The 22,434-nt window shown below is 43.0% G+C and carries 28 protein-coding genes and 1 tRNA gene; 12 read left to right on the top strand and 17 right to left on the bottom strand.

Translation table 11 applies throughout. The features are described 5' to 3' along the window. A partial coding sequence (locus VF412_RS18730) for a prolyl oligopeptidase family serine peptidase (protein ID WP_331340801.1) occupies positions 1–528 on the top strand: 528 nt, incomplete at its 5' end. Here VF412_RS18730 and VF412_RS18725 read toward each other — a convergent pair. Continuing rightward, on the bottom strand, positions 521–1,087 hold the full coding sequence (locus tag VF412_RS18725; protein WP_331340800.1) for a class I SAM-dependent methyltransferase: 567 nt from the start codon (positions 1,085–1,087) through the stop codon (positions 521–523). The two genes, VF412_RS18730 and VF412_RS18725, sit on opposite strands and share 8 nt — an antisense overlap. A gap of 170 nt (positions 1,088–1,257) precedes the next feature. Between VF412_RS18725 and VF412_RS18720 the strand changes: the two genes are divergently transcribed. The 5 genes from VF412_RS18720 (at position 1,258) to VF412_RS18700 (ending at position 5,012) form a co-directional block, all read left to right on the top strand. Further along, positions 1,258–1,515: a glutaredoxin domain-containing protein gene (locus VF412_RS18720; RefSeq protein WP_331340799.1), complete on the top strand. Its 258-nt coding sequence runs from the start codon at positions 1,258–1,260 to the stop codon at positions 1,513–1,515. A 103-nt stretch (positions 1,516–1,618) separates the two neighbouring features. Then, positions 1,619–2,371: a CHAP domain-containing protein gene (locus tag VF412_RS18715; RefSeq protein WP_331340798.1), complete on the top strand. Its 753-nt coding sequence runs from the start codon at positions 1,619–1,621 to the stop codon at positions 2,369–2,371. A gap of 195 nt (positions 2,372–2,566) precedes the next feature. After that, positions 2,567–2,896: a septation regulator SpoVG gene (spoVG, locus tag VF412_RS18710; RefSeq protein WP_331340797.1), complete on the top strand. Its 330-nt coding sequence runs from the start codon at positions 2,567–2,569 to the stop codon at positions 2,894–2,896. A 291-nt stretch (positions 2,897–3,187) separates the two neighbouring features. Continuing rightward, positions 3,188–4,807 carry a hypothetical protein gene (locus VF412_RS18705; protein ID WP_331340796.1) on the top strand — a complete coding sequence of 540 codons (1,620 nt, stop codon included), beginning with the start codon at positions 3,188–3,190 and terminating at the stop codon, positions 4,805–4,807. 129 nt (positions 4,808–4,936) lie between these two features. Further along, positions 4,937–5,012: transfer RNA gene (locus VF412_RS18700), tRNA-Gln, on the top strand. Between the two features lie 290 nt (positions 5,013–5,302). Here VF412_RS18700 and VF412_RS18695 read toward each other — a convergent pair. The 14 genes from VF412_RS18695 to VF412_RS18635 form a co-directional block, all read right to left on the bottom strand. After that, positions 5,303–5,713: a hypothetical protein gene (locus VF412_RS18695; RefSeq protein WP_331340795.1), complete on the bottom strand. Its 411-nt coding sequence runs from the start codon at positions 5,711–5,713 to the stop codon at positions 5,303–5,305. Between the two features lie 58 nt (positions 5,714–5,771). Beyond that, positions 5,772–6,056 carry a CHC2 zinc finger domain-containing protein gene (locus tag VF412_RS20125; RefSeq protein WP_414640848.1) on the bottom strand — a complete coding sequence of 95 codons (285 nt, stop codon included), beginning with the start codon at positions 6,054–6,056 and terminating at the stop codon, positions 5,772–5,774. A 98-nt stretch (positions 6,057–6,154) separates the two neighbouring features. After that, the gene (locus VF412_RS18690; protein ID WP_331340794.1) at positions 6,155–6,556 is read right to left on the bottom strand and encodes a hypothetical protein; all 402 of its coding nucleotides are present in this window, start codon (positions 6,554–6,556) and stop codon (positions 6,155–6,157) included. A gap of 26 nt (positions 6,557–6,582) precedes the next feature. Then, positions 6,583–7,623, bottom strand: a complete 1,041-nt coding sequence (locus VF412_RS18685; RefSeq protein ID WP_331340793.1) for a hypothetical protein — start codon at positions 7,621–7,623, stop codon at positions 6,583–6,585. 4 nt (positions 7,624–7,627) lie between these two features. Then, positions 7,628–8,344 carry a hypothetical protein gene (locus tag VF412_RS18680; RefSeq protein WP_331340792.1) on the bottom strand — a complete coding sequence of 239 codons (717 nt, stop codon included), beginning with the start codon at positions 8,342–8,344 and terminating at the stop codon, positions 7,628–7,630. A gap of 2 nt (positions 8,345–8,346) precedes the next feature. Beyond that, complete coding sequence (locus tag VF412_RS18675) at positions 8,347–8,967, bottom strand: hypothetical protein (protein WP_331340791.1); 621 nt, start codon at positions 8,965–8,967, stop codon at positions 8,347–8,349. A 20-nt stretch (positions 8,968–8,987) separates the two neighbouring features. Next, positions 8,988–9,386, bottom strand: a complete 399-nt coding sequence (locus VF412_RS18670; RefSeq protein WP_331340790.1) for a hypothetical protein — start codon at positions 9,384–9,386, stop codon at positions 8,988–8,990. Positions 9,387–9,424: 38 nt separating this feature from the next. After that, a complete protein-coding gene (locus tag VF412_RS18665; RefSeq protein WP_331340789.1) occupies positions 9,425–9,736 on the bottom strand; it encodes a hypothetical protein in 312 nt (103 codons plus the stop codon). Between the two features lie 3 nt (positions 9,737–9,739). After that, on the bottom strand, positions 9,740–10,066 hold the full coding sequence (locus VF412_RS18660; RefSeq protein WP_331340788.1) for a helix-turn-helix transcriptional regulator: 327 nt from the start codon (positions 10,064–10,066) through the stop codon (positions 9,740–9,742). Positions 10,067–10,232: 166 nt separating this feature from the next. Then, a complete protein-coding gene (locus VF412_RS18655) occupies positions 10,233–10,439 on the bottom strand; it encodes a hypothetical protein (RefSeq protein ID WP_331340787.1) in 207 nt (68 codons plus the stop codon). Between the two features lie 27 nt (positions 10,440–10,466). Then, on the bottom strand, positions 10,467–11,027 hold the full coding sequence (locus VF412_RS18650; protein ID WP_331340786.1) for a recombinase family protein: 561 nt from the start codon (positions 11,025–11,027) through the stop codon (positions 10,467–10,469). Positions 11,028–11,153: 126 nt separating this feature from the next. Next, a complete protein-coding gene (locus tag VF412_RS18645) occupies positions 11,154–11,426 on the bottom strand; it encodes a hypothetical protein (protein WP_331340785.1) in 273 nt (90 codons plus the stop codon). Positions 11,427–11,428: 2 nt separating this feature from the next. Continuing rightward, a complete protein-coding gene (locus tag VF412_RS18640; protein WP_331340784.1) occupies positions 11,429–11,638 on the bottom strand; it encodes a hypothetical protein in 210 nt (69 codons plus the stop codon). 35 nt (positions 11,639–11,673) lie between these two features. Beyond that, positions 11,674–12,342, bottom strand: a complete 669-nt coding sequence (locus tag VF412_RS18635; protein ID WP_331340783.1) for a hypothetical protein — start codon at positions 12,340–12,342, stop codon at positions 11,674–11,676. Between the two features lie 475 nt (positions 12,343–12,817). Here VF412_RS18635 and VF412_RS18630 point away from each other — a divergent pair, with 475 nt between their 5' ends. From VF412_RS18630 to VF412_RS18620, 4 genes are read left to right on the top strand one after another with little or no spacing between them, the layout of a single operon-like run. Further along, positions 12,818–15,229: a DUF3987 domain-containing protein gene (locus VF412_RS18630; RefSeq protein WP_331340782.1), complete on the top strand. Its 2,412-nt coding sequence runs from the start codon at positions 12,818–12,820 to the stop codon at positions 15,227–15,229. Next, entirely contained in the window at positions 15,213–15,650 is a 438-nt protein-coding gene (locus tag VF412_RS18625) for a hypothetical protein (protein ID WP_331340781.1), read from the top strand. The genes VF412_RS18630 and VF412_RS18625 overlap by 17 nt, the downstream gene beginning before the upstream one ends. Before the next feature lie 17 nt (positions 15,651–15,667). Next, entirely contained in the window at positions 15,668–15,916 is a 249-nt protein-coding gene (locus tag VF412_RS20120) for a helix-turn-helix domain-containing protein (protein ID WP_414640847.1), read from the top strand. Beyond that, the gene (locus VF412_RS18620; protein WP_331340780.1) at positions 15,864–16,976 is read left to right on the top strand and encodes a site-specific integrase; all 1,113 of its coding nucleotides are present in this window, start codon (positions 15,864–15,866) and stop codon (positions 16,974–16,976) included. Before VF412_RS20120 ends, VF412_RS18620 begins: the two co-directional genes overlap by 53 nt. A gap of 89 nt (positions 16,977–17,065) precedes the next feature. On the opposite strand, the gene VF412_RS18615 is transcribed toward VF412_RS18620, so the two are convergent. Further along, positions 17,066–20,341: a type ISP restriction/modification enzyme gene (locus VF412_RS18615; RefSeq protein ID WP_331340779.1), complete on the bottom strand. Its 3,276-nt coding sequence runs from the start codon at positions 20,339–20,341 to the stop codon at positions 17,066–17,068. A 311-nt stretch (positions 20,342–20,652) separates the two neighbouring features. On the opposite strand from VF412_RS18615, the gene VF412_RS18610 reads away from it, so the two are divergent. Further along, positions 20,653–21,783 (top strand): hypothetical protein, encoded by a 1,131-nt coding sequence (locus VF412_RS18610; RefSeq protein WP_331340778.1) that lies wholly within the window; start codon positions 20,653–20,655, stop codon positions 21,781–21,783. Between the two features lie 143 nt (positions 21,784–21,926). Beyond that, positions 21,927–22,151 carry a hypothetical protein gene (locus tag VF412_RS18605; protein WP_331340777.1) on the top strand — a complete coding sequence of 75 codons (225 nt, stop codon included), beginning with the start codon at positions 21,927–21,929 and terminating at the stop codon, positions 22,149–22,151. A gap of 188 nt (positions 22,152–22,339) precedes the next feature. Here the strand turns inward: VF412_RS18605 and VF412_RS20115 are convergent. Further along, on the bottom strand, positions 22,340–22,434 hold a 95-nt coding region (locus VF412_RS20115; protein WP_414640837.1), incomplete at its 5' end, for a transposase.

The following is a 22,434-nucleotide window of genomic DNA, read 5'->3' as shown; positions in this document are numbered from 1 at the left end:
CCTAAGGTTTACGAAGACTTTATCGCAGTTGCCGAAGATTTGGTTAAACGTAAGATCACCAACCCTGGTCACTTGGGAATCCAAGGTCGATCCAATGGCGGGTTGCTAACGGGCGCTACATTTGTAAAACGTCCAGACCTTTTCAATGCGGTCCTTTGCGAAGTGCCCTTGCTTGATATGATGAGATATCACAAGCTTCTTGCGGGTGCGAGCTGGATGGATGAATACGGAAATCCGGAAGATCCAAGAATGCGCGCAGCTTTGATGAGTTATTCGCCTTATCAGAATGTAAAAGCTGATAAGAAATATCCAGAAGTGTTTTTCATGACGAGCACTAAAGATGACCGTGTTCACCCGGGACACGCGCGCAAGATGGTCGCACGCATGAAAGATCAAGGCCACAAAGTTTATTACTTCGAGAACACTGAAGGTGGTCACGCAGGCAACGCCAACATCAAACAAAAGGTGTTGTGGAATACTCTTGAGTACACTTACTTGTGGGAAAAACTAGGGCCGGCTCCTAAATAGTCGGCATGTCCCATTTCTGAAAAATCCAATACGGACTGCGGGCTTTGATCAATTGTAAATTGAAATGATCCGCAATCCACTTCATCGTTTTTTCCGAAAAGAAAGTCACGTGAGTCAGATCACGACGATAATACCAGTCATGGAAAGCGGCCTCTCCCTTGTGAGATGAGGTCATCACAGCCAACATACCTCCGCTTTTCAGCAAACGTAGCATCTTAGCGATTTCAGCTTTAGGATCGTAAAGATGCTCCCACACCTCTGTGGAAGTAACCACGTGATAGCTTTTGCGAAGTGAATCTTGATCTGGAAAATAATAAAGATCGTAATTAGTCACACGGAAAGATTTTTCAGTCAGCCAATTGCCAAGAAATGCCGAAGGACCACAGCCATAATCCAAAATGCTGATATCGAAATTATCGCGATCTGCATTTTTCGCAAACTGCTCGACGTCTTTAACAAGAGGCTCAAGAAAAGCGCGATAGCCTTTCATGTCTTCATTTTGATGAAAATCGTAGCGAGCTTTTTCTTGCTCCGCCGTGAGACGCTCTGCAGGATCCATAAATATCAGATCGCAAAACGCGCAGTGATAATAGCTGCGCTCGGGTTTCTTAACCACTTTAAACGGAGCTGAATGAGGGTTCTGGCAAAGCAAACAATCCATCTTGCACTAGACCTTGTCTCGCCCCTATCCGTATGTCAAAAAGAATTGTATACTTACTGTGAGGTGAAATGATGGCTCAAATAAAAATTTATAAAAAAGATCCTTGCCCGTACTGCGATCGCGCAATCAATTTCCTTAACGGCAAAGGCTTGGCTTATGACGTGGTGGACCTCACTGGAAAACCGGAAGAGATTGATCGCATTAAACATGAAACCGGCTGGAGAACTGTACCTATCATTTTGATCAACGACAAGCTGGTTGGCGGTTACACGGATTTGAAAGCTTTGGATGACGAAGGTAAGCTTGAAAGCATGTTGAACTCTTAGTTCCGCTTTCACGCTAATCCTACATTCGTTTCAAAAAGCCAGTCTCAAATTGAACTGGCTTTTTTCATTTTAGAGAACGCAAATCCGAACCGAAAAGTTCCTCATGAAAACAGCTTTGCTATTTTTTGTTTTATTCGGCATCGACACCGTTCACGCCCAAGTGAACTGTCCTCTTGCGAAGGCCTCACTGAAATCGCAGGCCTCTGACATCGAGAAGCTGTGTTCGGCGGCAACGCCAGTGAATCAAGCAAAAGGTTGTTCGAGTGCCGATAACACTCGCCCTCTGAAAACATTGGGCTTGCAAGATACTGCACCGATGTCGAAAGAAGTGACATGGGGAAATTTTGGTGATGTGTTTGACAGCTTCGAAGGCGTTGATGCTTATTCAAATAAACCCGGCACTGGCGGCGGAAAATATCAATGCACCGAGCTTGCACATCGTTTCATGCACGATGTTTACGGCGTCCCTACTCGCCTTGGTATCGGCTTAGGGGATGGCGATAAGCTTGCTAAGAACATGGCGACGCGATTTAAGAATGTGGTGCTCGAGAATCCCAACACCCAGGGTAAAAAAGCGCGCCTCGCTTATGTTGAGAACAAATGCTCGGGCAACGCTCCGGTTGTAGGCTCGATGGTTTCGATTAAGTATTCGAAGTGGGGACATGTGGGCATTGTGCGTGATGCAAAAATGCTGGATGACAATCACATGCAAATCACTTTGTTCGAACAGCACGGAGTCATGCGTTTAAAAGCAGGTGAAAAGACCAAGCGCACTCAGTTCGTTTTAACCAAAGACGCTAGCGGTCACTGGTCCGGTCCTAATGTGGTTGGCTGGATCAACCTCGTCGAAATTTAATTCAAAAATCTGAAATTGTAAGTGGACTCTGTCTCGTCATGAGACACAATCTCCCCTTGTTCGACTACAACACAAAAAATCCCCGACCTAGGTCTTTAGTTTTTTTATGCAGTTCCGAGAAGAACTACGGACCATAGTTTGGCTCCAAGTTTGCGCCAAGAGATGCAACAAGAATGGCAACTAGAAAGGGACTCTATGAAAGTCACCGAAGTGAAAGTTTTCCCGGTTAACGAAGACCGTTTGAAAGCTTATGTGTCGATCACATTAGATAACTGTTTCGTCGTTCGCGATTTGAAAGTTATCCAAGGAACAAGCGGCTTGTTCGTGGCAATGCCAAGCAAGAAACGCAAAGATGGTCAGTTCCGTGATATCGCGCATCCTTTGAATCAGGAAACGCGCGCAATGATCGAAGATTTGATTTTTGAAGCGTATGAAAAAGAATTGAAATCCATGGGTGAAACTTTAGTTAGCCTGAAACGTCAGAAAGCTCCTGGTAGTGATTATGGCGGCGGTGACGACTACTAACTGCTTAGACTCCGACTTCGTCGGAGTCATTGAAGATCCCTGCTCACTCGCCAAGTTCTAGTTCATTTGTGGAGGACTAGAACCCGCGGCGGCTTCAAAACACCTCATGGACCCTTTTGCCCTCTGGTGATCCCAGAGGGCTTTTTTGTGCCTTTCCCACTAGAGCTGTAATTCAAAAGAGGTAATTTCTTCTCACCCCCTGCCTCAGATTTTCTAGAACTCCTCAAGTCCTTTATTTGAGTGGATTTTTTGCCTTCTCCATGGTCAATTACCTGCCATCGGAGTCACATTATGAAAACCGGAATTGCCTTGCTCATTCTTTCACTCTGCTCGTCTTGGGCCTTCGCACAAGAACCTCGCACTTTCACAACTGAAGAGTTCGTGAATGCCAGCCGCGATTTCCTGCAAAGTGATTTCGGTGCGATCAACAAGCATTCGCTTGAAACAAACACTCTTCCTAAAAAAGTCGCTCTGACAGCGCTGGTTCTTGAAGGACGTCGCAAAGGCTGGATTGGTGAATTCAGTACAGACTACAAGGCCGTGCTTTCGCGTTTTGGTTTTTATACTCCAAGTGTCGTGTTGAATGCGCCGGTGCAGTTCAAACCTCAATGGGGCGATCTGCCAATGGGTCTGACAGAAAAAGAAATTCAAGTGGGACTTGTCAAAGTCGAAGGCATGAACGTCACGTGCGCCGTTTGCCATGGCGGTCGCTTGTTCAATGAAAAGGGCGAGGCGACAACACAAACTTGGATGGGCTTGCCAAATACATCGATTAATTTGGAAGGTTATTCTCAAGCAGTTTACCAAGGCATGCGCATTATTTCTAACAACATGAGCGGCACATTCCGCCTGATGACGAATATGTTTCCCGAGATGGGCTTCACTGAAAAAGCCACGATGAAATTAGTTGTTTTTCCGCGTGTGAAAAAATCCATTCGAAAAATGGAAGATCTTTATAAGCAACCACTCCCGTTCAACAATGGAGGCCCTGGCATCACGAATGGCGTCGCCGCTTTGAAATTTCAATTGGGCATGCTTGATACAAGCAAAGTTCAACCTGAATACGGCTACACTTCGATTCCCTCCCTGGGTGATCGCTTCTTCAGAAGCTCATTCTTGTATGATGGAGTTTACGCCTCCCCGAACATGAAACGAAACGCAGAGAAAACCTCGTGGGATCAAAACGATGAAAATTTCCTGAACGCTGTCGCAGCCATCTTCACGATTCCAACAATGGGTCAAAGCATGGACGGTGCAATCGAAAACATCCCGCGCGTACAAAAAGCATTAAGCGTGATCTTTAATGAATACAAAGCCCCGGCCTTCCCTGGGGAAATCGATTACACACGGGCTCGTCGTGGCTTTGATGTTTATGACAATAGCTGTTCACACTGTCACGGCACTTACGAGTGGCAGAATAATTCTGTGAAACTTGTCAGCTTCCCGAATCGCATGGTTCCGCAAGACAAGATGGGATCTGATCCAACTCGCTGGCAGGCTGTGACTCAAGAGTTTGTGGATCGTTTTAATAAAACAGAACTTGCAAAAGAGGCTGTAGCCGCCCGGGCGACCGGATACACGGCGCCGATTTTGAATTCGCTGTGGGCGACAGCTCCGTACATGCATAACGGCTCTGTACCGACTTTGTACGACATGCTTCACCCTGAAACTCGTCCGACAAAATTCATGGTAGGTGGTCACAATCTTGAATATGCCAAGATGGGAATTAAATTAGTGCTTAATGCTGCCACCGGAGTTTGGGAATATCCTGCGGAGGTAAAACCGTACTCAGTGCCTGTCATTTACGATACGACTTTGCCGGGTCAAAGCAACAAAGGGCATGAGCGCCAGTACGCCGATTTGACTGAGGATGAAAAGACCGACCTGCTTGAATATCTAAAAATGCTTTAAAACCGTGCAAAGCCAACAGTCCCTCGGGAATTTCAGAGGGACAAAAGGCCGATACAACGTTATTGCGCCGCATCTTTCGTTGATTTCCAAGAGGAAAATCCGTACTTTAGCGTTTCGTAAGTCTTCTGCTGGGGTATCGTCAAGTTGGTAAGACAACAGATTTTGATTCTGTCATTCGCAGGTTCGAGTCCTGCTACCCCATCCATTTAAACAGAATGATTTATGAAAACGAAACCACCGCGAGGTGGTTTTTTCGTTTCTGGACATAGCTAAAGAAAAACAGCCACTTAGATTTGGCTTTTACTTCGACCTTCGCACTTTCAGTTTTTTCAATTCCCGTGTTTGTAATCGAATATAACCAAAGTTGATGCATTTCTGTCGTTATCGGCTGTCGTATTCCGATCGTTAACTACAGCCGATAACTACGCTTGAACCAGCACCTTCAAAAATATCATCTTCTTGCCAGTTGATCACGCTGCTCTTGACATGCACCCCTTACCTAGGTGCCTCCACAAAGATGCCTCTTGGCTCGATCTCGATACTCTTTTTGCCTTGCATCTCAATTCGTATATTCTTAGTCTTCCTGTCAATGCCAAGCAGTTTAACTCGCTCAAGCTTATAATAAAAATCCCAATGCTTGAGCTGTACCTGCTCCTTAACAGTGATCGCGACAAAAATGTATTTACCGACATAATCTTTGACCTTTTCAGGCCCCAGCCTGGCAAGATCCACTTTTGATCCGTTGACCGCCTCCATCATAATTTTATTGTCCATGCTTGAAAGCAGCTTAAACACATCTACGACCCTTTGAAGCTCTTCTTCAGTAAGCTTTATCACATCTCCGTTTTCAATTTTGAATTCACGTTCATCTGTTCTACCAAATTCACCCTGTTTTGTTTCTTCCATTGCGACCTCCTATTAAAGTCACGATGTCTTTAGCAGACGTCATTCTGAAACAGCTACCTCATTTTAATCTTTCCTGTAATTGCACAATCGCATGCTCCTCAGTCATACCTCGATAATCCCGCAGGAACGTAATTACATTTCCGCATCTCTTGCACCGATAGCAACGATAAACTTGTTTGACTTCAGAAACGTAGAATAACCCTTTCTTTCCTTGCCACTTGTGAAATGGGCAAGCACCTCTGTACCAGCCACTTTCGGCTGGCTCTAGAGGAATTAACTGTGAAACAATTTCGATGATATTGGTGTGCGAGATGACTTCTTCTACGATATTCTGAGAAGTCATCATTGATCCTTATTTTGAATAACTGAAGCCACCAGCCTCGACCCTCAATTGTCTGCGGCGACTTTTTCGATATGTTTTGTTGATCGACCTAGATCAGCTTACTTTATTGAATGTCGATCGTGGTATTCCAGAACTCGATCACAAAGATTTACGATATTTCTAAATTTGGTTTCTTCCATTTTTATTCTTTTTAATAAAAAGATTCTACGCCAAAGGTTGAAAGACTCTTTATACTGCTTAAGCCTTGCTAGCGCCACAGTGCGGATATCCTGAAAAGTCACTCGAGCATAGGTTTGCGGCATTCCTGGAGTAAGAGGGCTTCCAGAGAAATCCCAGCTATAATGGTCTGCGACCTCATTCTGATATTGGCTTATTTCCTCTAAAGTTTGTGAGTCAGCGCCACACTGATAAGCTACCCGCATGATCTCGTTGTAGATAGCAAGAAGAACAATCTGGTTACTTCGGGCAATTTTCGAGTCCAGAGCAACTTTATCTGACATATTTCCCCCCTTCTTCCCCAGCTAACCTATTTCGATAGCAAACCCATCGTTTGCCTTCCGAATGTGCAAAACAGATTTAAATCTAAACTGACTTCGTAATCCTTGAATGCGGGATTATCGCTTTGAGCTTCTTTAACTGTGGTGAATTTCTGAAGATAGAACTTCCAAAACTGTTCCTTAGCTTGTAACGCTTTAGCTGTTGAGATTGAGCCATCTGGATTCAAAAAGATACTTTGAAGTTCTGGTAGATCCTCTTGTACCTTCGTTGCCGAAATCAAAGCCGTGAAGTTTGTGTGGAAATCATAAAGGGCCATATTCCTGGCAGGTGCCAACACGCTCACAGCATTATATGGTTGAGTCGTTAAATTTTTAGCCCTGATAGAACGCTCAGGAGTTAGTGCAAAGAGCCCAGATCTTCCAGGTATAGGATGGTTTGAATAGATCCCGGCATCGAAATATTTTAAACCCCAATGAAGCTCTGTAAATCGATTGGGCACCAGATACACAACATCACTGTCCGTGGGCTTTAGAAAAACAAATCGATTTATGTAAACAACTCCACCAACTGTGGATCTTGGATTTTGAAACTCTTTTTCAAGATCAACTGACTTTCCACTTTGAAGTGCAAACGAGCGTACCGCCGGATATTTTTCGCCTTCCTTTAGTATTAAAACATCGCTTGGATCAGAAGCATACTGAAAGAACAAAGGAATCATAGCTTCACCAACTTGTTTCAGCTCCGCAGCTTTATTCTGAGCTGCTGCCAGCGCTAATCCCTTTGGTGGACGTGGTATGACTAATCTGATCTTCTGAGTTACATCGCGAACTTGCTTGCCGCTTTGACAATATTGCGGAAACCACTGCCCCTTTTTATCCGAGGTGCTGTTTACAGTTGCCTGAGGCAGCTTCTCTAAAGGATGCCCCACGTCCTTTATCGTTCCAGCCCAGACCACACCTGTAGGTTGTTGAACCAAAAGCCCGCCTTCATAAGGTGGTGTTGGTTTGGGAGTAAGTCCTGCCACCTGCAGCAATGAGCAAGCAGATGATGACAACGTGATGCCGGCCAAGGCACTACAAAGGCTCCAAGATAACTTCGATGACATGATCTCCTCCGTTACATGAAGATTGAATTTCTTGCGGCTTATAACCCGCGGCCCTAACGACAAGTACGTCTTCTGAATGCACAGCCATCCGAACAGGATTCCCTTTACATCTTTCGATCCGAGGGAACGAAGACTTGACTAGAACGCTTTCACACTCAGGAATTACAGACAGTGAAACCTGACAGGTTGATAAGTCCTTAATGTGTTTTCCGATCGTTACAGATTTTAATTTCCCTTCTGGTTTGACTTTCACTTGCTCGCTGGTGGATGAGGCTTTAGTTGAATCGTCTACTGCTAGTTTAAAATCTGCCTTCTTGAAAGCGCACTTTAACCAAACTCGGAACTGCCCGGGCCGCTGCTCAACCTCTTCATTAGTAGGCTTACAGAGCGCGCCGGAAACTTTCAAATTACTAGACACTGTTTCGTGCGCGGCTGAGTCAGACTCTGTTTGCACAGAATAAGATTTGTAGTTTAAAGATCCATTTTGAAGTCTAATCGCAGAAGTTGTGCAGCTTTCAACTGCTTCGTTCCGTGCGATCGCAAGAGATGGGCCCTCACCACTACATGTAGTTATAATCTCTGTTGAAGTTGCTTCAGTGGAGTTCTTGGCCCAATCCGGCATGGCATAAGAAAAAAAAGGCCCCGCGAAAATCAGCAGGGCTACTGTTAGACTTGAGGTTTTCATGACTACTCCGTTTGAGCGGTAGTAATTTTATCCCAGTGTTGGTCAACTTTTTTCGCAAAGTCAGCACTGATTCCACCTTTGCCTTCTGATTTGCGGATTGCATCCAAGACCGCACGCTTGAAATCACCTTCAGGCATAGAGGCAGTCACAAAGACTCTATAGATGGGTACTCGTGAGCCATTTTCACGACTGACGACAACTTTTTCCCAGTAACGTTTATCCACGCGCATAGTTGAAGTTGTGATCTTTGAAACCTCGCTGCCGATGTAGCGCGCTTGGGTAGCATCGATACTTGTGCCTTCTTCCGCGTTTTGAAAGACGTAATCAAGCTTCTGCTCAATCGCCTTTGAAATTCCTGCCTTCGCATTGTTTTCCGCAATTCTGAATGCTGCATCTACGCGATGATCGCCTGGAACTTCAGTTTGTCCCAATGATGAAACAACGCCTTTTGAAATTGTGAATGGTTCAGACTCCTTAAGCCAATCTGGACGTGCGTTCATCTGATCGATACGCGCAACCACTTGGTCTGGAAGAACATCCGCTTGTGTTGGCGTGGTGGTGGTTGGTTTTGTCGAGCAAGCAGCTAGAGCAACGATACCGAATAAAATGATGATTTTTTTCATTTTGGTCTCCTGTTTTATTTTTACTCAAAACTAAGTTTCCAGGGCTTGTCAGTCTTCATTCTCTTTTTAATTTCTTCCTGACATTTTGGAGTGTATTTATATAGCGTAAGCGTACGTTTTTTGTGCTCTCCATTCTCAACGACGTATTCAAAAGTTTGTTTCTCTTTGACCTTCTCGTATCCAACAACGCCTTCTTTGGCACCAGTCCAATCTAAGAAAGCCTCCTGCAAGACAAATCCTCCATCTGGATTAATAATGGCTACATTCGCCAAAAGTAGCATTTTTCCATCATATAGTTTTAGGTACCAAGACTTCTTGTGTTGCAAAGATCCGCGAAAGCAAACGCCATCTGTTTCTTGCGCATAGGCTCCAGCGTTTATAGATAGCAAGAGAGTTAAAACCAGAATATAATTTTGCATTCCCGATTCCTTTAGTTGCTAGTGGTTTCTAGAATTCTTTAGAAATTTCCATCTGGATATTGTTTCATATATTGTCGACACAAACGTACTGAAGAGCCTTCTCCAGAACCTAACGAACACCTCGAAGCATCTACTTCTAGCTTATCGCTCCATGTTTCTATGGACTTCCTCCAAAGCAACAAAGGTAGATCTGTATCAGCGCCATAGTCTCTTGCTGTCTTACCCATTCCAGCACCTACTAACAGAACAGAGCGAGCTTCAAAACAAATGCAGAATGCATCTTGCTTTGAAACGGCAAAAGAATTTGACCCAATCAATAAAACAACAAAACACAGTCCAACTTTTTTCATAAATTATTCCTTGGTTGATTTCTTCTGTGGGATTATCAGCCTCTCGAGTTTCAAGCGATAAATCCCACTCAAAACGATTTCGCCATCTAGATTTTGAAGATCCTGAGGCTCATCAGCTTCTCCAAAAAGCAAATAGTTCAATGACACACCTAAAAAATCTGCGACAGTTGCCACATCTTCAATGTTTCGCGGCTTAGCCTTAGGCAAAGTCCACGTCGATAATGTCGATTGAGAAACTGACGTTGCTTGTGACAACTTCTTGGCGGTTAACTTCCGCTCTTTTAGAAGTCTTGGTAACACGTCACTAATGACGATCTCTTTTTTCTTCATAAAAATCTTTTCGGGATTTGGTGCCTAATTTAAAGTGAAGTTTATTTTGCCGAATTCAATTCGACATAATGAATTTAAATTTGGTGGTGTTTGGGCTATTTGAATTTGTCGAACGATTCTACAGTTTGCCGAATTGATGGCCATCCATGGCCCCGAGGTACACTCTCTATACTGACTTCTTAAGTGACAGTACATTGCTATCAGAAACACCTGTCTCTGATGCCGAAGTCGTGCCTTGAATAATTCTTCCAACAAGAAGACTTCCCGCCGTCATAGCTGCTCCCTGAAGAGCCCCATGCAGCATCTGCACGCCAAGCTTCTTCCAATTAACTTGGGCTTTAACCTTTTTTGTTTGTACTTTTTCTGTTTGCATTTGTTTCTCCTTTGCCTTGTTGGGCAGTTAGTGGCTTTCGCCTTTGATTGAACGATAAAATGTTGATTTTGCGATTCCTAAGCTGCGGCAGATACTTGCCACTGAGTTCGAGGGATCTTGTAAAAGTTGTTTTGCTATTTGCTTTTGTTCTGCGGTTATTTTGGGTGGACGCCCACCAACGCGTCCACGCTGTCGAGCTGCCTCGATACCCGCCTTAGTTCTCTCGATAAGAATTTCTCGTTCCATTGCACTCAAAGCCACGAGGACAGTTAGAAGAAACTGACCTGATGGCGTTTTGGAATCAATGACTTCCGTAAGTGATCGAAAGTGTATTTCCCGCTTTTTAAAATCTTCAAATAGACTCAAGAGATGGGGAACTGATCGCCCCAATCTATCCAGTTTATAAACAACGATCTGGTCACCTGGAGCTAAAGATTTTAGTAGCTCCTTCAAACCTGGGCGATCATCTTTTGCGCCGGATATTTGATCTTGAAAAATCTTTTCGCAGCCGGCAGCCTTCAGGGCATCCAACTGAAGATCAGTAGATTGTCTGTCAGTTGTGGATACGCGAGCGTAACCAAAAATCACGGAAACTCCTTTCTGTGAGACTGTTAGTTTGGGACTGGGTTTTCAGAGCTATTTTTTAGGGTTGATCACCCTAGTTGTGGTAGTGGGTTTGAAGTTCCCACTATGGAAGGTTTTAGGGGCTAGCCTTTATCTGATTGATTCATTTAGAAACTCAGCGGCTGAATACTCAAAGCTGCTGAGCGAACCAAGATTCATGAGTTGTTTACCAGCGTTGGCAACTTTAGGCTCAATGTGACGATGGCCGTAAGTCTGAATGAAATCTTCGACAGATCCCAGACTGATCAACTCACAAAGTAAATAAAATGACTGCACTGATTGGGGAACATCACGATCCTGATATTCTTCGGCGATGCGTTCAGATAGCATCAGATAGTCCCGGCAAATTTGATTTTTATCCACCACTAATTTCTCCGAAAAAAATCATGGGCTTGATCTTTTCCGACAAGGACTGATCCATTTCGTTGTGGCGGTGTTTCTGGCAAGTCTCCGTCTTGCGCCAGTTTTAAAAGTGATGCAATCGAAAGGCACATCGTGCCCATCGTGAATAATGTATGCCCAATAAATATAAGTCGTTCAGATGCACTTAACTGTTTGCGTTCAATGCTGCTCATAAAAATTCCTCCTATCTGACTTATACCCGAAATTATCAACTCTTCGTGCGAACCTCAGGAGCATAATATAGAAGCTTCATCCCAAGATCTCTTGCTGCCATCTCGATAGGTGTTAGATTTTCATTGTGGCTCGGAATTATTAACTTGAACCCATCATCTATTTTTCCATAAATAAAACCATCCTTGTCCAAAAGAAGACTCTCATCTTTCATTTTCTTTAAGGAAGAGAGCCTTTGCTGAGTAGCTTTGGCATTTAAGAATTTCTTTTTTTTAATCCGTCCTTTTGACATTCTCGCGTGGTAAAATCTTGTAACTAACGTTGTGATATCATCGGCATATCCTAACTCTTTATATCCCGGATTTCTTTGCCTGATAATTTTGGCTATCGCCGCCCAGAGAAGTGTTTCACCCAATGAGGATCGTTTTCCAGACTTTCCATCAACATTGGCCTCAGTCATGACTCTGGCCTCTGTGATTTTCTTCTCTATTTTTTTCAATGCTTTTAAAATGACGTCAAATTCGCCATTTGCACTCACTAAGAATTGATTTAAGGAAGCGTGATATAGATCTCTAAGCTCAATGAATTTTATATGAAGATTCTTTACTTCATTCTTTTCCTTTACCGCTCTTGCTTGTAGAGCCCGAAAAGTTCTTTGCTCGAAGGCGCTATCCAAAAAAAATTTTATCCTACCAATAGATTCCACGTCAAAATTCCTATATCGATCATCTATTTCAGTTAAAATTTCCTGCAATGACTCGCGTGACACCTGAGGCACATGCTCCCCTTGTATTTTTATAAGTTGTTGAAACTTATCGGAATTAAATGAATGTGACTTAAATCGAATATGGATACTGCGATTTGATTTAATTGATTCATACAAACTATAAAATGAGCGCACCTACATTGTAGATCTCTAATTTTCAAACAAAGGATCATATGGATAGAAGTGAAATCAATTGGCCTATTATCTCGTGGATTCATCTCGAAGAGCTGCTCGAATGTCCAATATGCAAAAACACCAATACCTGCAGGATCACCCGCTCCCGTCTGTTTATCATCTGCGAATTTGTCCCGATGGGATGTGTTTCATCTGCGCAAGACGGATCCAAAACAGTCTACATGCATGCGGAAGACGTCTTGTACATTCTGTATAAACTGAAAATTGATGGAGAATCTTTATGATTCAAACTGTCTACAACTTCGAAATAATAAATGCAGATATCGATTTTCTCGAAAGTAAAAGCACGGCACACGAATTCCTGGGTCTTTACGAAACTGTCTACAGCAAAATGGCAGCTCAGCTTCCCTTGAGACCAGGCCACAGAAATAATTTGCTCGAACGCGGAATCACAAAAGAGCAAATTCAACAATGTGGATTTTTCTCTTCCCCAATAGCTTTTGATTTCATTCGCAGTCTCGAACGTGAGTTTACACATGAGGATCTTTTAAAGGTCCCTGGATTCTATCTAAACCAAACGACATCATCTATCGATTTTGTTGGCAGAGACGGGATCATTATTCCTCACCGCTCAAGCGCGGGAAATATCGTAAGCCTTCAAATCAGACATGATACAGAAGCACATGATAAACGTTATCGCTGGATATCCAGCACACGCTATGGCGGCAATAAAGCATTGCTTACTCCGTTTCTCGCTGGCTTTGACGAAGAAAATCACGCCTTCATAACTGAGGGAGCATTAAAAGCACTCATCATCGAAAAAAAGTGGGGCAAGGCTACGATAATTGCCGTTCCCGGCGTGAATAATTGGGCAACAGCTCTTCCCATTCTTGCTAGAAAAAACATTAAGTCAGTCACCATCGCTTTCGATAGAGACATGATCGAGAACAAAGACGTGGCTAAATATACCTATCAATTATGCAATTATCTAAACAATGAGGGCTTAGAGGTTTCGCTTGCAACCTGGGATTCTGTAAAAGGCATAGATGATGCACTCCAAGCAGGCCAAAAAATTAATATTATCAAGGGAACAGAACTTGAAAAGTTCTTGATCGCCCTTAGCGAAAAATTCAATCCCAAGGACGGAACTTGGGAGAAAGGGAATGGTGAGTTTAGCTGCTGGCCTTCATTGCCTGATATCGTCGAGACAGATTTGCCAACAATTCCCAAAGAAGCTGTCCCATCCAACTTAGCTTCCTTTGCCGAAGATGTTGCAGAACGCATGCAGGTCCCTTGGGAAATGGTCCTTGCACCTCTTGTTGTCGTCTTATCATCGCTCATCGCTGGGAAGATTAAAATTAAGCCTAAACGTCTCGACCCTTGGACTGTAGTTGTAAACTTATGGGGATTCATTGCGGCGGCTGCAAGTTCACTAAAATCGCCGACAATGAATGCAGTCATCGGTCCATTGCGTAAAATTGAAGCCGAGTTCGCAGAGCAGTACCGTCAATCTATGCAGAAATGGCAAGCAGAGAAGAAAGCCATCGAAGCTGCAATCAAACAATGCGAAAAAAATATCGAAAAACTTTTGGAAAAAAATCCCAATGCGGATCTTACAACTCAAAAAGAGATTTTGCTGAAATACCAGGTACAGCTCGAAGATGGAAAGCCAAAACAAAAACGTTTGACCTACAACGATGCTACAACTGAAAAGATCGGCGAGCTCCTCATTGAAAATCCATTGGGACTCCTCGGTCTTTTTGACGAACTTATTGGTCTTTTAAAGGTATTTGAAAAGCCTGGTCGCGAAGGAGATCGCTCCTTTAACTTAGAGGCATGGAGTGGAGATACGTCTAAGTCAATCGACCGAATCGGACGAGGTTCTCTTTTTATTCCCGTATTGAGACTATCCATCTTTGGAGCTATTCCTCCACAGGTACTAATTGCATATCTAACTCAGCTTGGGGAAGACCTAATGCTCGAAGACGGTTTTATGCAAAGGCTGCAGATATTTTTCATGACCAAGATGACAAAAAGCTGGAAGAACGTAGACAGGTATCCCAACAAAATGGCTGAAGATGGAATCTTCGACCTTTACCGAAAGATCATTAGCCTGCCCAATGCAGACGACGAAAATAAAGCTATTCTGTCTTTCGATGAAGACGCTCAAAATTTATTCAATGATTGGCTTGAGGTTCTTGAATTGCGCCTTCGCTCTGGTGACATTCAACCACAAGCCCTTGTTTCCCATCTTGGAAAATACCGTAGCTTGCTACCGTCCCTTGCCCTGATCTTTTGCGTTTGTGACGAGCTTCATGAAGGAAGTTCTGTTGGGACCGAATCCAAAGTAAAGCGCACTCACCTTGATATGGCCATCACTTGGTGTCGCGTCTTAGAATCCCATGCTGCTACCCTATACAAACAATCAGATGAGGCCTCATCCAGAGCTTCTAGCCTGCTTGAAAAGATCATGGCAGGAAAAGTGCCTCATCAGGTCACCATCAGAATTTTAGCGGGCAAAGGTTGGAAGGATCTTAATACCTCCGAGAAAATACGTGCGGCGGCGGCAGAGCTTCAAAGTCTTGGTTATTTGAGAGTCGTGGAGCAATCCAAAGGCAGAGGCCATCCATCGACTAAAATCTTTCTTCACCCTTCCCTGAGAAAGGATCTTGGCCATGAAATTCCAAAGTGATGCCAGAACCGTCACCATCAAAACCAGCGGTGGCATCTTCGAAGGCATCAATAACGATGTTTTTGTAGGTGATGGTTCTTGGATGATCGTATCAGACCCAATCCTAGATCCCAACTCACCTCCCCCACAAACGATCCTCGGTCTCAACACCAATAGGGTGCTGGCAGCACTCCATGTGGGACAATTCGTCTTCGTATGGTCAAAGGCTGTTCAGGAGTGGTGTTATTGGGGATATGGCCCAAAAGAAAGACGACGTGTCTTCAATCAGTGGGGCATCACTCCATTTTTCGATATTGATGAGATTCTACTTCTCATAAAAAGACAGCCTCCTGATGAAATTATGAAAAGAGTTTTTCAGGTAAAGCATGCACTACCCGCAAAAATGACTAACATCATTCATCTAGAACAAAAGCAGCCTTAAAAAGGTATGAGGTAATTATGAACGAACAATCGTACATTTCCCCAGATGTCATGACAACAAAGGAAGCTGCTCACTACCTTCGAGTAAGTACTAAACGATTACTAAATATGGTTAGCCAAGGGCTCATACCCTACAGAAAGTTAGGTAGAACTAATCGCTACTATAAAAATGAATTAGATCAATTATTGAATGAGAACAGAAAGGGGCCAAATTATGGCAATAACGTACGACGAAAAAACGGGGACATGGGAGGTGTCTTACTCTAAAAGGCATCCCACCACACGCAGGCCGAAAACACTTCGTAGAAAACTTATTAAAACTAAAGCGGAGGCTCAACGAGTTTATAACGAACTCGTTGTAAAAATTGAAGCTTCATTTAAAGGGCCCTCATCAGATGGCTCTCTGCTCTATAAAAACTTACTCGAACTTTTCTTTATATCATTGGAGGAAAGGGATTATACCCCTAAAACAGTGGAAAACTATAAGCTATGTTTAAATGCTCATACTTCTAAGTGGGCGACCCGCCCTATTTCTTCAATTACAACTGATGAAATTCGTCATCTCATTAAAGGCACGTTAGCAGATCGCTCTCCAAGCCAACAGAAGAATGTTCTTAAATATCTTCGCGGTCTTTTCACCTATGCAGTAGAGAAGGGAGTTTTAGGTAGAAATCCAGTCCCGAAGTTGAAATTTAGAACTGCGGATAAAATCAAAAGTGTCTTAAGTGAGCAGCAGCTAAGAATCTTTCTTGAGAAAGCTAAAGAATATGACCACGAGTGGTATCCAATTTGGGCGACAGCTGTTTATACGGGTATGAGGAATGGTGAGCTCTACGCTCTAACTTGGGATAATGTAGATCTTGATAACAGATTAATTAAAGTTGCCATGGGTTGGAGTCACGTTGATGGGTTTAAAGACTACACTAAAAACGGAATGGACCGCATGGTTGAGATTGCGCCACCTCTGCTTCACATTCTAAAAGAGCTAAAAATTAAGAATGATGACTCAGTATTCACATTGCCACGAATTGACGATTGGGATGCTGGCAGACAGGCCGAAATAGTTCGGACTTTTCTGTTGGGCATAAACTTACCTCGAGTTCGTTTCCACGATCTTCGCGCGAGTTGGGCAACAGCTTGTCTGTCACGAGGTATCGAACCGGTGAAAGTGATGTCAGCCGGGGGCTGGAAGGACATCAAAACGATGATGATATACATCCGTAAAGCTGGAATCAGTATTCGCGGAATGACAGACTCTCTAAACTTTCACGATGCCACTCAAAGCAGCGGAAAAGTTCTCAAACTGAAACAAGTAGCTGACGAATAGACTGTAGTATTCCGTAGTTCTTCAAGAGCCCACTCTAATGATATCAAGATCTTAGGGTGGGCTATCAGAACCCCAGTGAAGTTATACAACTAAGCTCTTCTTTTAGGCTTAGAAACAACATTCTTGGAACGTTCAACAATCTTTGGAACAAGCACCAACTGGCGTTCCTTCTTCTTATTCTTGTTTGAAGTATCCTGCATCATCTCCACTTTTCTATGCAGGGACTTGATTGGAAATTGACCTGCCTTACTTACAACCTTGTCTAAAGACTCCCTGATCGAGAAAATTGACTCGATCGCAGTAATCAAGCACATATAGCTACGAAGTTCTGAGAATGATAACTTTCGATCTTTTCGATCTTCCAAGTATCGTTTTGCTGGAATGAAACCGCCAAATTTCTCATTCCATACTTCCTTGGACACTCCGGTAAAATATTGAGCATCATTAATCTCTACGCGTTTAAGTTTCTCGTTATATTTTACGAATTCTACCTTACCTGTTCCCTTGATTGGAAATCGAACTTCGTCACTTATCTCAATTTCTGCGTTGAATGCATTAATAAATGCACGCCCACTTTCAACGAACTTCCAAAATAATGCCCGGTCCGTTGTAACTTGGATCTTGGGAAAATTTTTTCTCAGCATTTGCTCATATCGCTCCGCATAGTTAGAAGCATTGAGCGAAGCAACGATGTATGAAAAAAGGTCCTCCGGACCAAATACATTTCCACCAATAACGTTGCGACGTCTGCCCTCGTCATATCTTAAACCAACAGCTTGTTCACAGTGCTTAATAAATTTGGCATCTATATTGACCGTCGAATCTTCATCACCAAGCTCATCTGAAAGATCAATGTACAAAGGGAAAAGTGAGCTAATGTCATAAGCGGAATATGCTTTATGTGCTATCGGGTTTTTAGTTACTGAAATACCCCATTTATCTTTTGTTTGCTTTGTCGCAATAATTGCCAAATTGTTTCCGCCCAGCATGTTCCCCATTACTTTTCGAGCTGTCCGCCAAACGAGTGACTCATGATAGAGTATGTGACGGGAGTCAAACGGCCGGTAGGTAACGGGCTTTATCAAATCCTCCACTGCGCCAACAGCTCGAAGTTCGCGCCGGGCCTCTGTACAATTCCAGCCCTTCTTCTCACTAATTTCCAACTCAGCACAAACCTGCGCATCTGTCTTGCGAATATTGGTAAAAATTGCAGCTCGCTCATTCAAAGCATCTCGATCAAAACTAATAGCTACATGATCGCGAGCAGTGGTCATGCCAACGCCGTTAATGGGAAAAATTTCGTCGAGAGCCCAATGAGGCTCATACTCCTCATTGAGATCTTTATCCACATGAGCAAACTCAAAAAGTGGCGCTGAGGGGCTCAACTCTTTCCAATCAACACCAGTAAAGCGTGTTCCCTTCAACCAGGCATATTTCTCAGCGCGAGTACCCCAAAGATCTGCACGGAAAACTTTTCCCTTTGATCTCGCTGGCGCATGTCTGCGAACAAAGAACGAAATCGAAACCCCTTGTTGAATATCAAATACGTTTTCGTCTTTCTGGCCATTGGGAGCTGCTTCTTTCTTTTTTGAGCTACCATGCACATCCAGAACATAGATTTCATCGAAAGTTGACATGAGATTCTCACGCATCCCACGGAAGGTGAAATTATCCAAAAAGCCGTGGTTAGTAATGAACGCTAATACCCCATGGCCCGTCTGCTCGATGCGCCATTGAGCAAAACGAATAAACTTAACGTAATCATCATTCAACCACTTGGTCGTCTTATCTCCTAAAGGCTTGCCTTCGCATACGAAATAATTCCCCGTTGCCTGTTCTGTAATCGAGTCATATCCACGAAGAAGACCGTTGATCCAGTCTCCATTATTTGCTGACTCTCCAGAGTAAGGTGGATTTCCTATGACCACCATAATGGGTTTCTTTCGCTTTACATCAGACGCAGCATTTGCTTCGTCTGAGACCCAATCAAACAACATTTCTTGACTCTTTTTGGCGGCGTCCTCCAAGGTATTAGTGAGATATACACCAAGCCTTTGGTTTCGTTGAAATTTATAGCCAGAATCTTGCAGCTGCATTCCGAGCTTCAGATGGGCTACAGCATATGGCGCCATTAAAATTTCAAAGCCAAATAGTCTTTCCAAGAGAGTGTCAGCCACATAGCTATCCCATGCCCCCTCATCTCTTTCGACACGCTTTTTTATTAGATCGACAACTTTGTGCAAAAAACTTCCCGTGCCAACAGCGGGATCAAGAATCAACGTACTATCATCAGCCAGTCCGTCGCGCTTACTAAATTTCATTTTCAATATGTCATCAACAGATCTTGCTATGAAATCAACGACTGGCTCAGGGGTATAGTAAACACCTCGTTTTTCGCGGAGCGCAGGGTTATAGTGCGCAAGAAACGTCTCATAGAAGTGCACTACTGGGTCATTTTTTCCGAATTGATTTCCAAAGTTCTCGAGAACTTCTTTGATATCCGTACGTTTAAGAAGCTCAACAATTTCATCAACCGCCCAACTCAACTCATCCGGCATATTTATACCGGCGAACTCCGCAAAAAGTTGGCGCAGAAATGGATTTGTTCGTGGAAGAATTTTTGCTGCCGCAAACCTTGAGAACTCCGTTCTCTGGTCCATATGATGGACGCGAGCTGCAAAAAAACCATAAGTCAGAGTTTGAGCAAACATATCTGCAAATGTTTCTGCATTGAGACCAGTGATTAAAATTTCACTAAACGCCTTTAACCACTTGTGAAGCCATCCTTTTTCATTTTCATAATGAAGCGTCTCTACAATTAAAAATTTCACACTTTGAGTAATTGCGGCAAGCCGCATCGCTAGTTCCGCCGGATCCTTTAGCGTAGGAACATCGGCGTTTTGAAAAGCATTAATTAAAACACTGAGATCTTTGGAAAAATCAGGTCTAAAATGAATTTTCCCCTTAAGGACTTCACCAATTCTAACCGTAAGTCGTTTTTCTCCATTCACGTACCACCTAAACTCCAGATAGTCCGTCAAAATAAGATTTGAAAGACTCGTTCGATAACGAACAAGCTGCTCATCCTCTTCTGCCTCATCAAGATCAACACCGATATCTTTGGCTTCAATATATCCAATGGGAGCTGCGCTATTCTGAACAATAAAGTCTGGCGCCCCACAGCGTACACGGCGAGGCTCATTGATCGCTTTAGCTTCCGGAAGCAAAGACTCCAGTAATTCTTGAAGTGCCGGACGATAAGTATGCTCAGTTGCCTTACCCGAATTAAATTTCCCGATCACTTCAGATAAGTAATTATCAAATGCAGTACCACTCGGAATTCCACTCCGACCACGTTTGCTCATTTTGCCTCATCCTTGATGCAAGTTATATTTAATGATCAAACTTAAACTTCATTTTGTCGAGTCCGGCAATACGACCAAAGTCCATGACATTTTTCCTGACAGAACAATAAGGGATCAAATTTCATCGCGTAATATGTCTCTAAAGTTAATTTACTTTTTTTACTGACCCTCTTGAGAGGCTCAACTCTGTATCAGGAAGAAAACAACAGTGTGTTGACAACCGCCTCATCGAAAGGGCTAACTTAAAAGAACTAGGTTCTAAAAAAAATAGTGTTGGTACTTATTTAGATAGTTCCTGAAGTGAGGAGCATATGAAAATCTCTTTGTCTAAATGGATTTCTGATTGGCGAGACAATGGCGGAGGGCGATCCCCTCATTTGGGTACAATAATAACACTACTGATAATTTTCATAGGACTTTTTGGATCCCTATATAGTGATGAGATTAAAAGTGTAGTCCCATTTCAGTGGGGTACGTGGAATGGATGGGAGAGCTTCCATTTTCACCCAAGAATTCTGTTTTTTTGGGTTGTCACAATCTTCGTCGGAGGCTTGTATTTTTTTCGAGAATGGGAGGTCGACTCCTACGACTCTCAGCTAAGAAAAGAACTTGTCAGTCAAATTCAGACATTACCACCAGCCGAGTTTTTACAAGAATTTGCAGACACCTACGACGAAGGCGAAGCAATGTATGAGAAAGCGCTGCAAAGTAAAAATGTTGATGACACAAAAAAAATTATTCGTGGCTTATTAACTTGTATCTGCCAGCTAACTGAAAAGTTTGACTCACCCAAGCAGCACACTCAAATGGAGCGATATGCCGCAAATATAATGTTATTCATTGATGCTTCATCAGCAGACAAAGAGCTTAGTGAACAGATTCAACCCCGTATTAAATTCATTGATCAAGAGGTTCTATTTCAAACCTTAAAAGGGGCATTAGATCTGAGAAAAGATCTATCTACACATAGTGAGGCTCAACAATCGGAAGAAGACATGGCACTTGAAGCATTCGCCTTGCCAATACCTCATGCGGAAACAACCAATATTGATGGTAAGAATAAGTATCGCGTTTTGCCAGGGGCGCCTTTAGCCTACTGCGAGTCTCGAACTGAGCTTCATATGCAATCTTCTGAGATATATAAGTGGTGTGAGGACCATGGGGATTTTACGGCACACGTAAAAAAACAAATTAAGGAGTATTTTAGCGGAAATGGAGGAAAGCAAGTTGCCAGCTTTCTTTCAATTCCTTTAATGACCGATAGGAAATCAAAGCCCATAGGTGTCATTAATATTCACAAAAACGGACCAATGCTGTTGGTCGACCCCAAAAGACTGCTTCATTTTGATCCAATCATTCGCCCATATAGGCATATGTTGGCCAAGCTAGTTCAACAATTATTGATTCTGGAAAAAGAGGCGCTATCCTCTAAAAAAGACTAGTTAAGTACCGATAAGATAAGGGAAATATATATTAGATGAATGTTAATTGACTGAACCCTTTCTAGAATACAGAATCTACAAAGGGGCTAGAAATCGCCACGTAGGCGTGTTATGTAACTCCGACCTTCCTTTAGGAGGCCTTTATGTCTACCATTGAAAGAAATTCAAAACCTGAAGATCTATCAATTGATGAGCAATTGAAGAACCTTGGAGCCCGTTGGCATAATGACTCGAGAAAAAGAGGATTAATCTTAATGCCAGATGGTCCCGGACATTTTTATGTAGAGATGGTTGGTCTTCTAACAAAACGTAAGGCTGACGACAATAATGAGAAAGAGGAGCTAACAAGAGCCGTTACTACCCGGTAAGCACTCTAAATACTGTATTTGTAGTGTATTGTCGTCGTTCATCATTAAATTTTAGTAGTTTCCGATATTTAGGCATAGTTCCACCACCCCATCCAATTTCTTTAAAAACCAAAAAAATCGAAGCCAAGAATAGGGGTTCTACGGTTCTACTCACTTCATGGTGGAACTTTATCCAAAACACACAAAAATCATAAACTTAGCAGACGAAGCCTGTAGTTTTTAAAGCTTCTAAATCCGAAAGCCCGCTTCTGCAACAGTTTTGCGAGATTGTTAAAACCTTCCG

Origin of the sequence: Bdellovibrio sp. (assembly GCF_036384735.1) — a bacterium.
Taxonomy (GTDB): domain Bacteria; phylum Bdellovibrionota; class Bdellovibrionia; order Bdellovibrionales; family Bdellovibrionaceae; genus Bdellovibrio.
The sequence above is the reverse complement of the archived record's forward strand: the minus strand, read 5'-3'. Positions and strand labels throughout refer to the sequence as shown.

Coding starts and splice junctions, on each gene's coding strand:
- VF412_RS18725 (WP_331340800.1), bottom strand. CDS start 1,087: ATGGATCCTGCAGAGCGTCTCACGGCGGAGCAAGAAAAAGCTCGCTAC.
- VF412_RS18720 (WP_331340799.1), top strand. CDS start 1,258: ATGATGGCTCAAATAAAAATTTATAAAAAAGATCCTTGCCCGTACTGC.
- VF412_RS18715 (WP_331340798.1), top strand. CDS start 1,619: ATGAAAACAGCTTTGCTATTTTTTGTTTTATTCGGCATCGACACCGTT.
- spoVG (WP_331340797.1), top strand. CDS start 2,567: ATGAAAGTCACCGAAGTGAAAGTTTTCCCGGTTAACGAAGACCGTTTG.
- VF412_RS18705 (WP_331340796.1), top strand. CDS start 3,188: ATGAAAACCGGAATTGCCTTGCTCATTCTTTCACTCTGCTCGTCTTGG.
- VF412_RS18695 (WP_331340795.1), bottom strand. CDS start 5,713: ATGGAAGAAACAAAACAGGGTGAATTTGGTAGAACAGATGAACGTGAA.
- VF412_RS20125 (WP_414640848.1), bottom strand. CDS start 6,056: ATGACTTCTCAGAATATCGTAGAAGAAGTCATCTCGCACACCAATATC.
- VF412_RS18690 (WP_331340794.1), bottom strand. CDS start 6,556: ATGTCAGATAAAGTTGCTCTGGACTCGAAAATTGCCCGAAGTAACCAG.
- VF412_RS18680 (WP_331340792.1), bottom strand. CDS start 8,344: ATGAAAACCTCAAGTCTAACAGTAGCCCTGCTGATTTTCGCGGGGCCT.
- VF412_RS18675 (WP_331340791.1), bottom strand. CDS start 8,967: ATGAAAAAAATCATCATTTTATTCGGTATCGTTGCTCTAGCTGCTTGC.
- VF412_RS18670 (WP_331340790.1), bottom strand. CDS start 9,386: ATGCAAAATTATATTCTGGTTTTAACTCTCTTGCTATCTATAAACGCT.
- VF412_RS18665 (WP_331340789.1), bottom strand. CDS start 9,736: ATGAAAAAAGTTGGACTGTGTTTTGTTGTTTTATTGATTGGGTCAAAT.
- VF412_RS18660 (WP_331340788.1), bottom strand. CDS start 10,066: ATGAAGAAAAAAGAGATCGTCATTAGTGACGTGTTACCAAGACTTCTA.
- VF412_RS18655 (WP_331340787.1), bottom strand. CDS start 10,439: ATGCAAACAGAAAAAGTACAAACAAAAAAGGTTAAAGCCCAAGTTAAT.
- VF412_RS18640 (WP_331340784.1), bottom strand. CDS start 11,638: ATGAGCAGCATTGAACGCAAACAGTTAAGTGCATCTGAACGACTTATA.
- VF412_RS18630 (WP_331340782.1), top strand. CDS start 12,818: ATGATTCAAACTGTCTACAACTTCGAAATAATAAATGCAGATATCGAT.
- VF412_RS18625 (WP_331340781.1), top strand. CDS start 15,213: ATGAAATTCCAAAGTGATGCCAGAACCGTCACCATCAAAACCAGCGGT.
- VF412_RS20120 (WP_414640847.1), top strand. CDS start 15,668: ATGAACGAACAATCGTACATTTCCCCAGATGTCATGACAACAAAGGAA.
- VF412_RS18620 (WP_331340780.1), top strand. CDS start 15,864: ATGGCAATAACGTACGACGAAAAAACGGGGACATGGGAGGTGTCTTAC.
- VF412_RS18615 (WP_331340779.1), bottom strand. CDS start 20,341: ATGAGCAAACGTGGTCGGAGTGGAATTCCGAGTGGTACTGCATTTGAT.
- VF412_RS18610 (WP_331340778.1), top strand. CDS start 20,653: ATGAAAATCTCTTTGTCTAAATGGATTTCTGATTGGCGAGACAATGGC.
- VF412_RS18605 (WP_331340777.1), top strand. CDS start 21,927: ATGTCTACCATTGAAAGAAATTCAAAACCTGAAGATCTATCAATTGAT.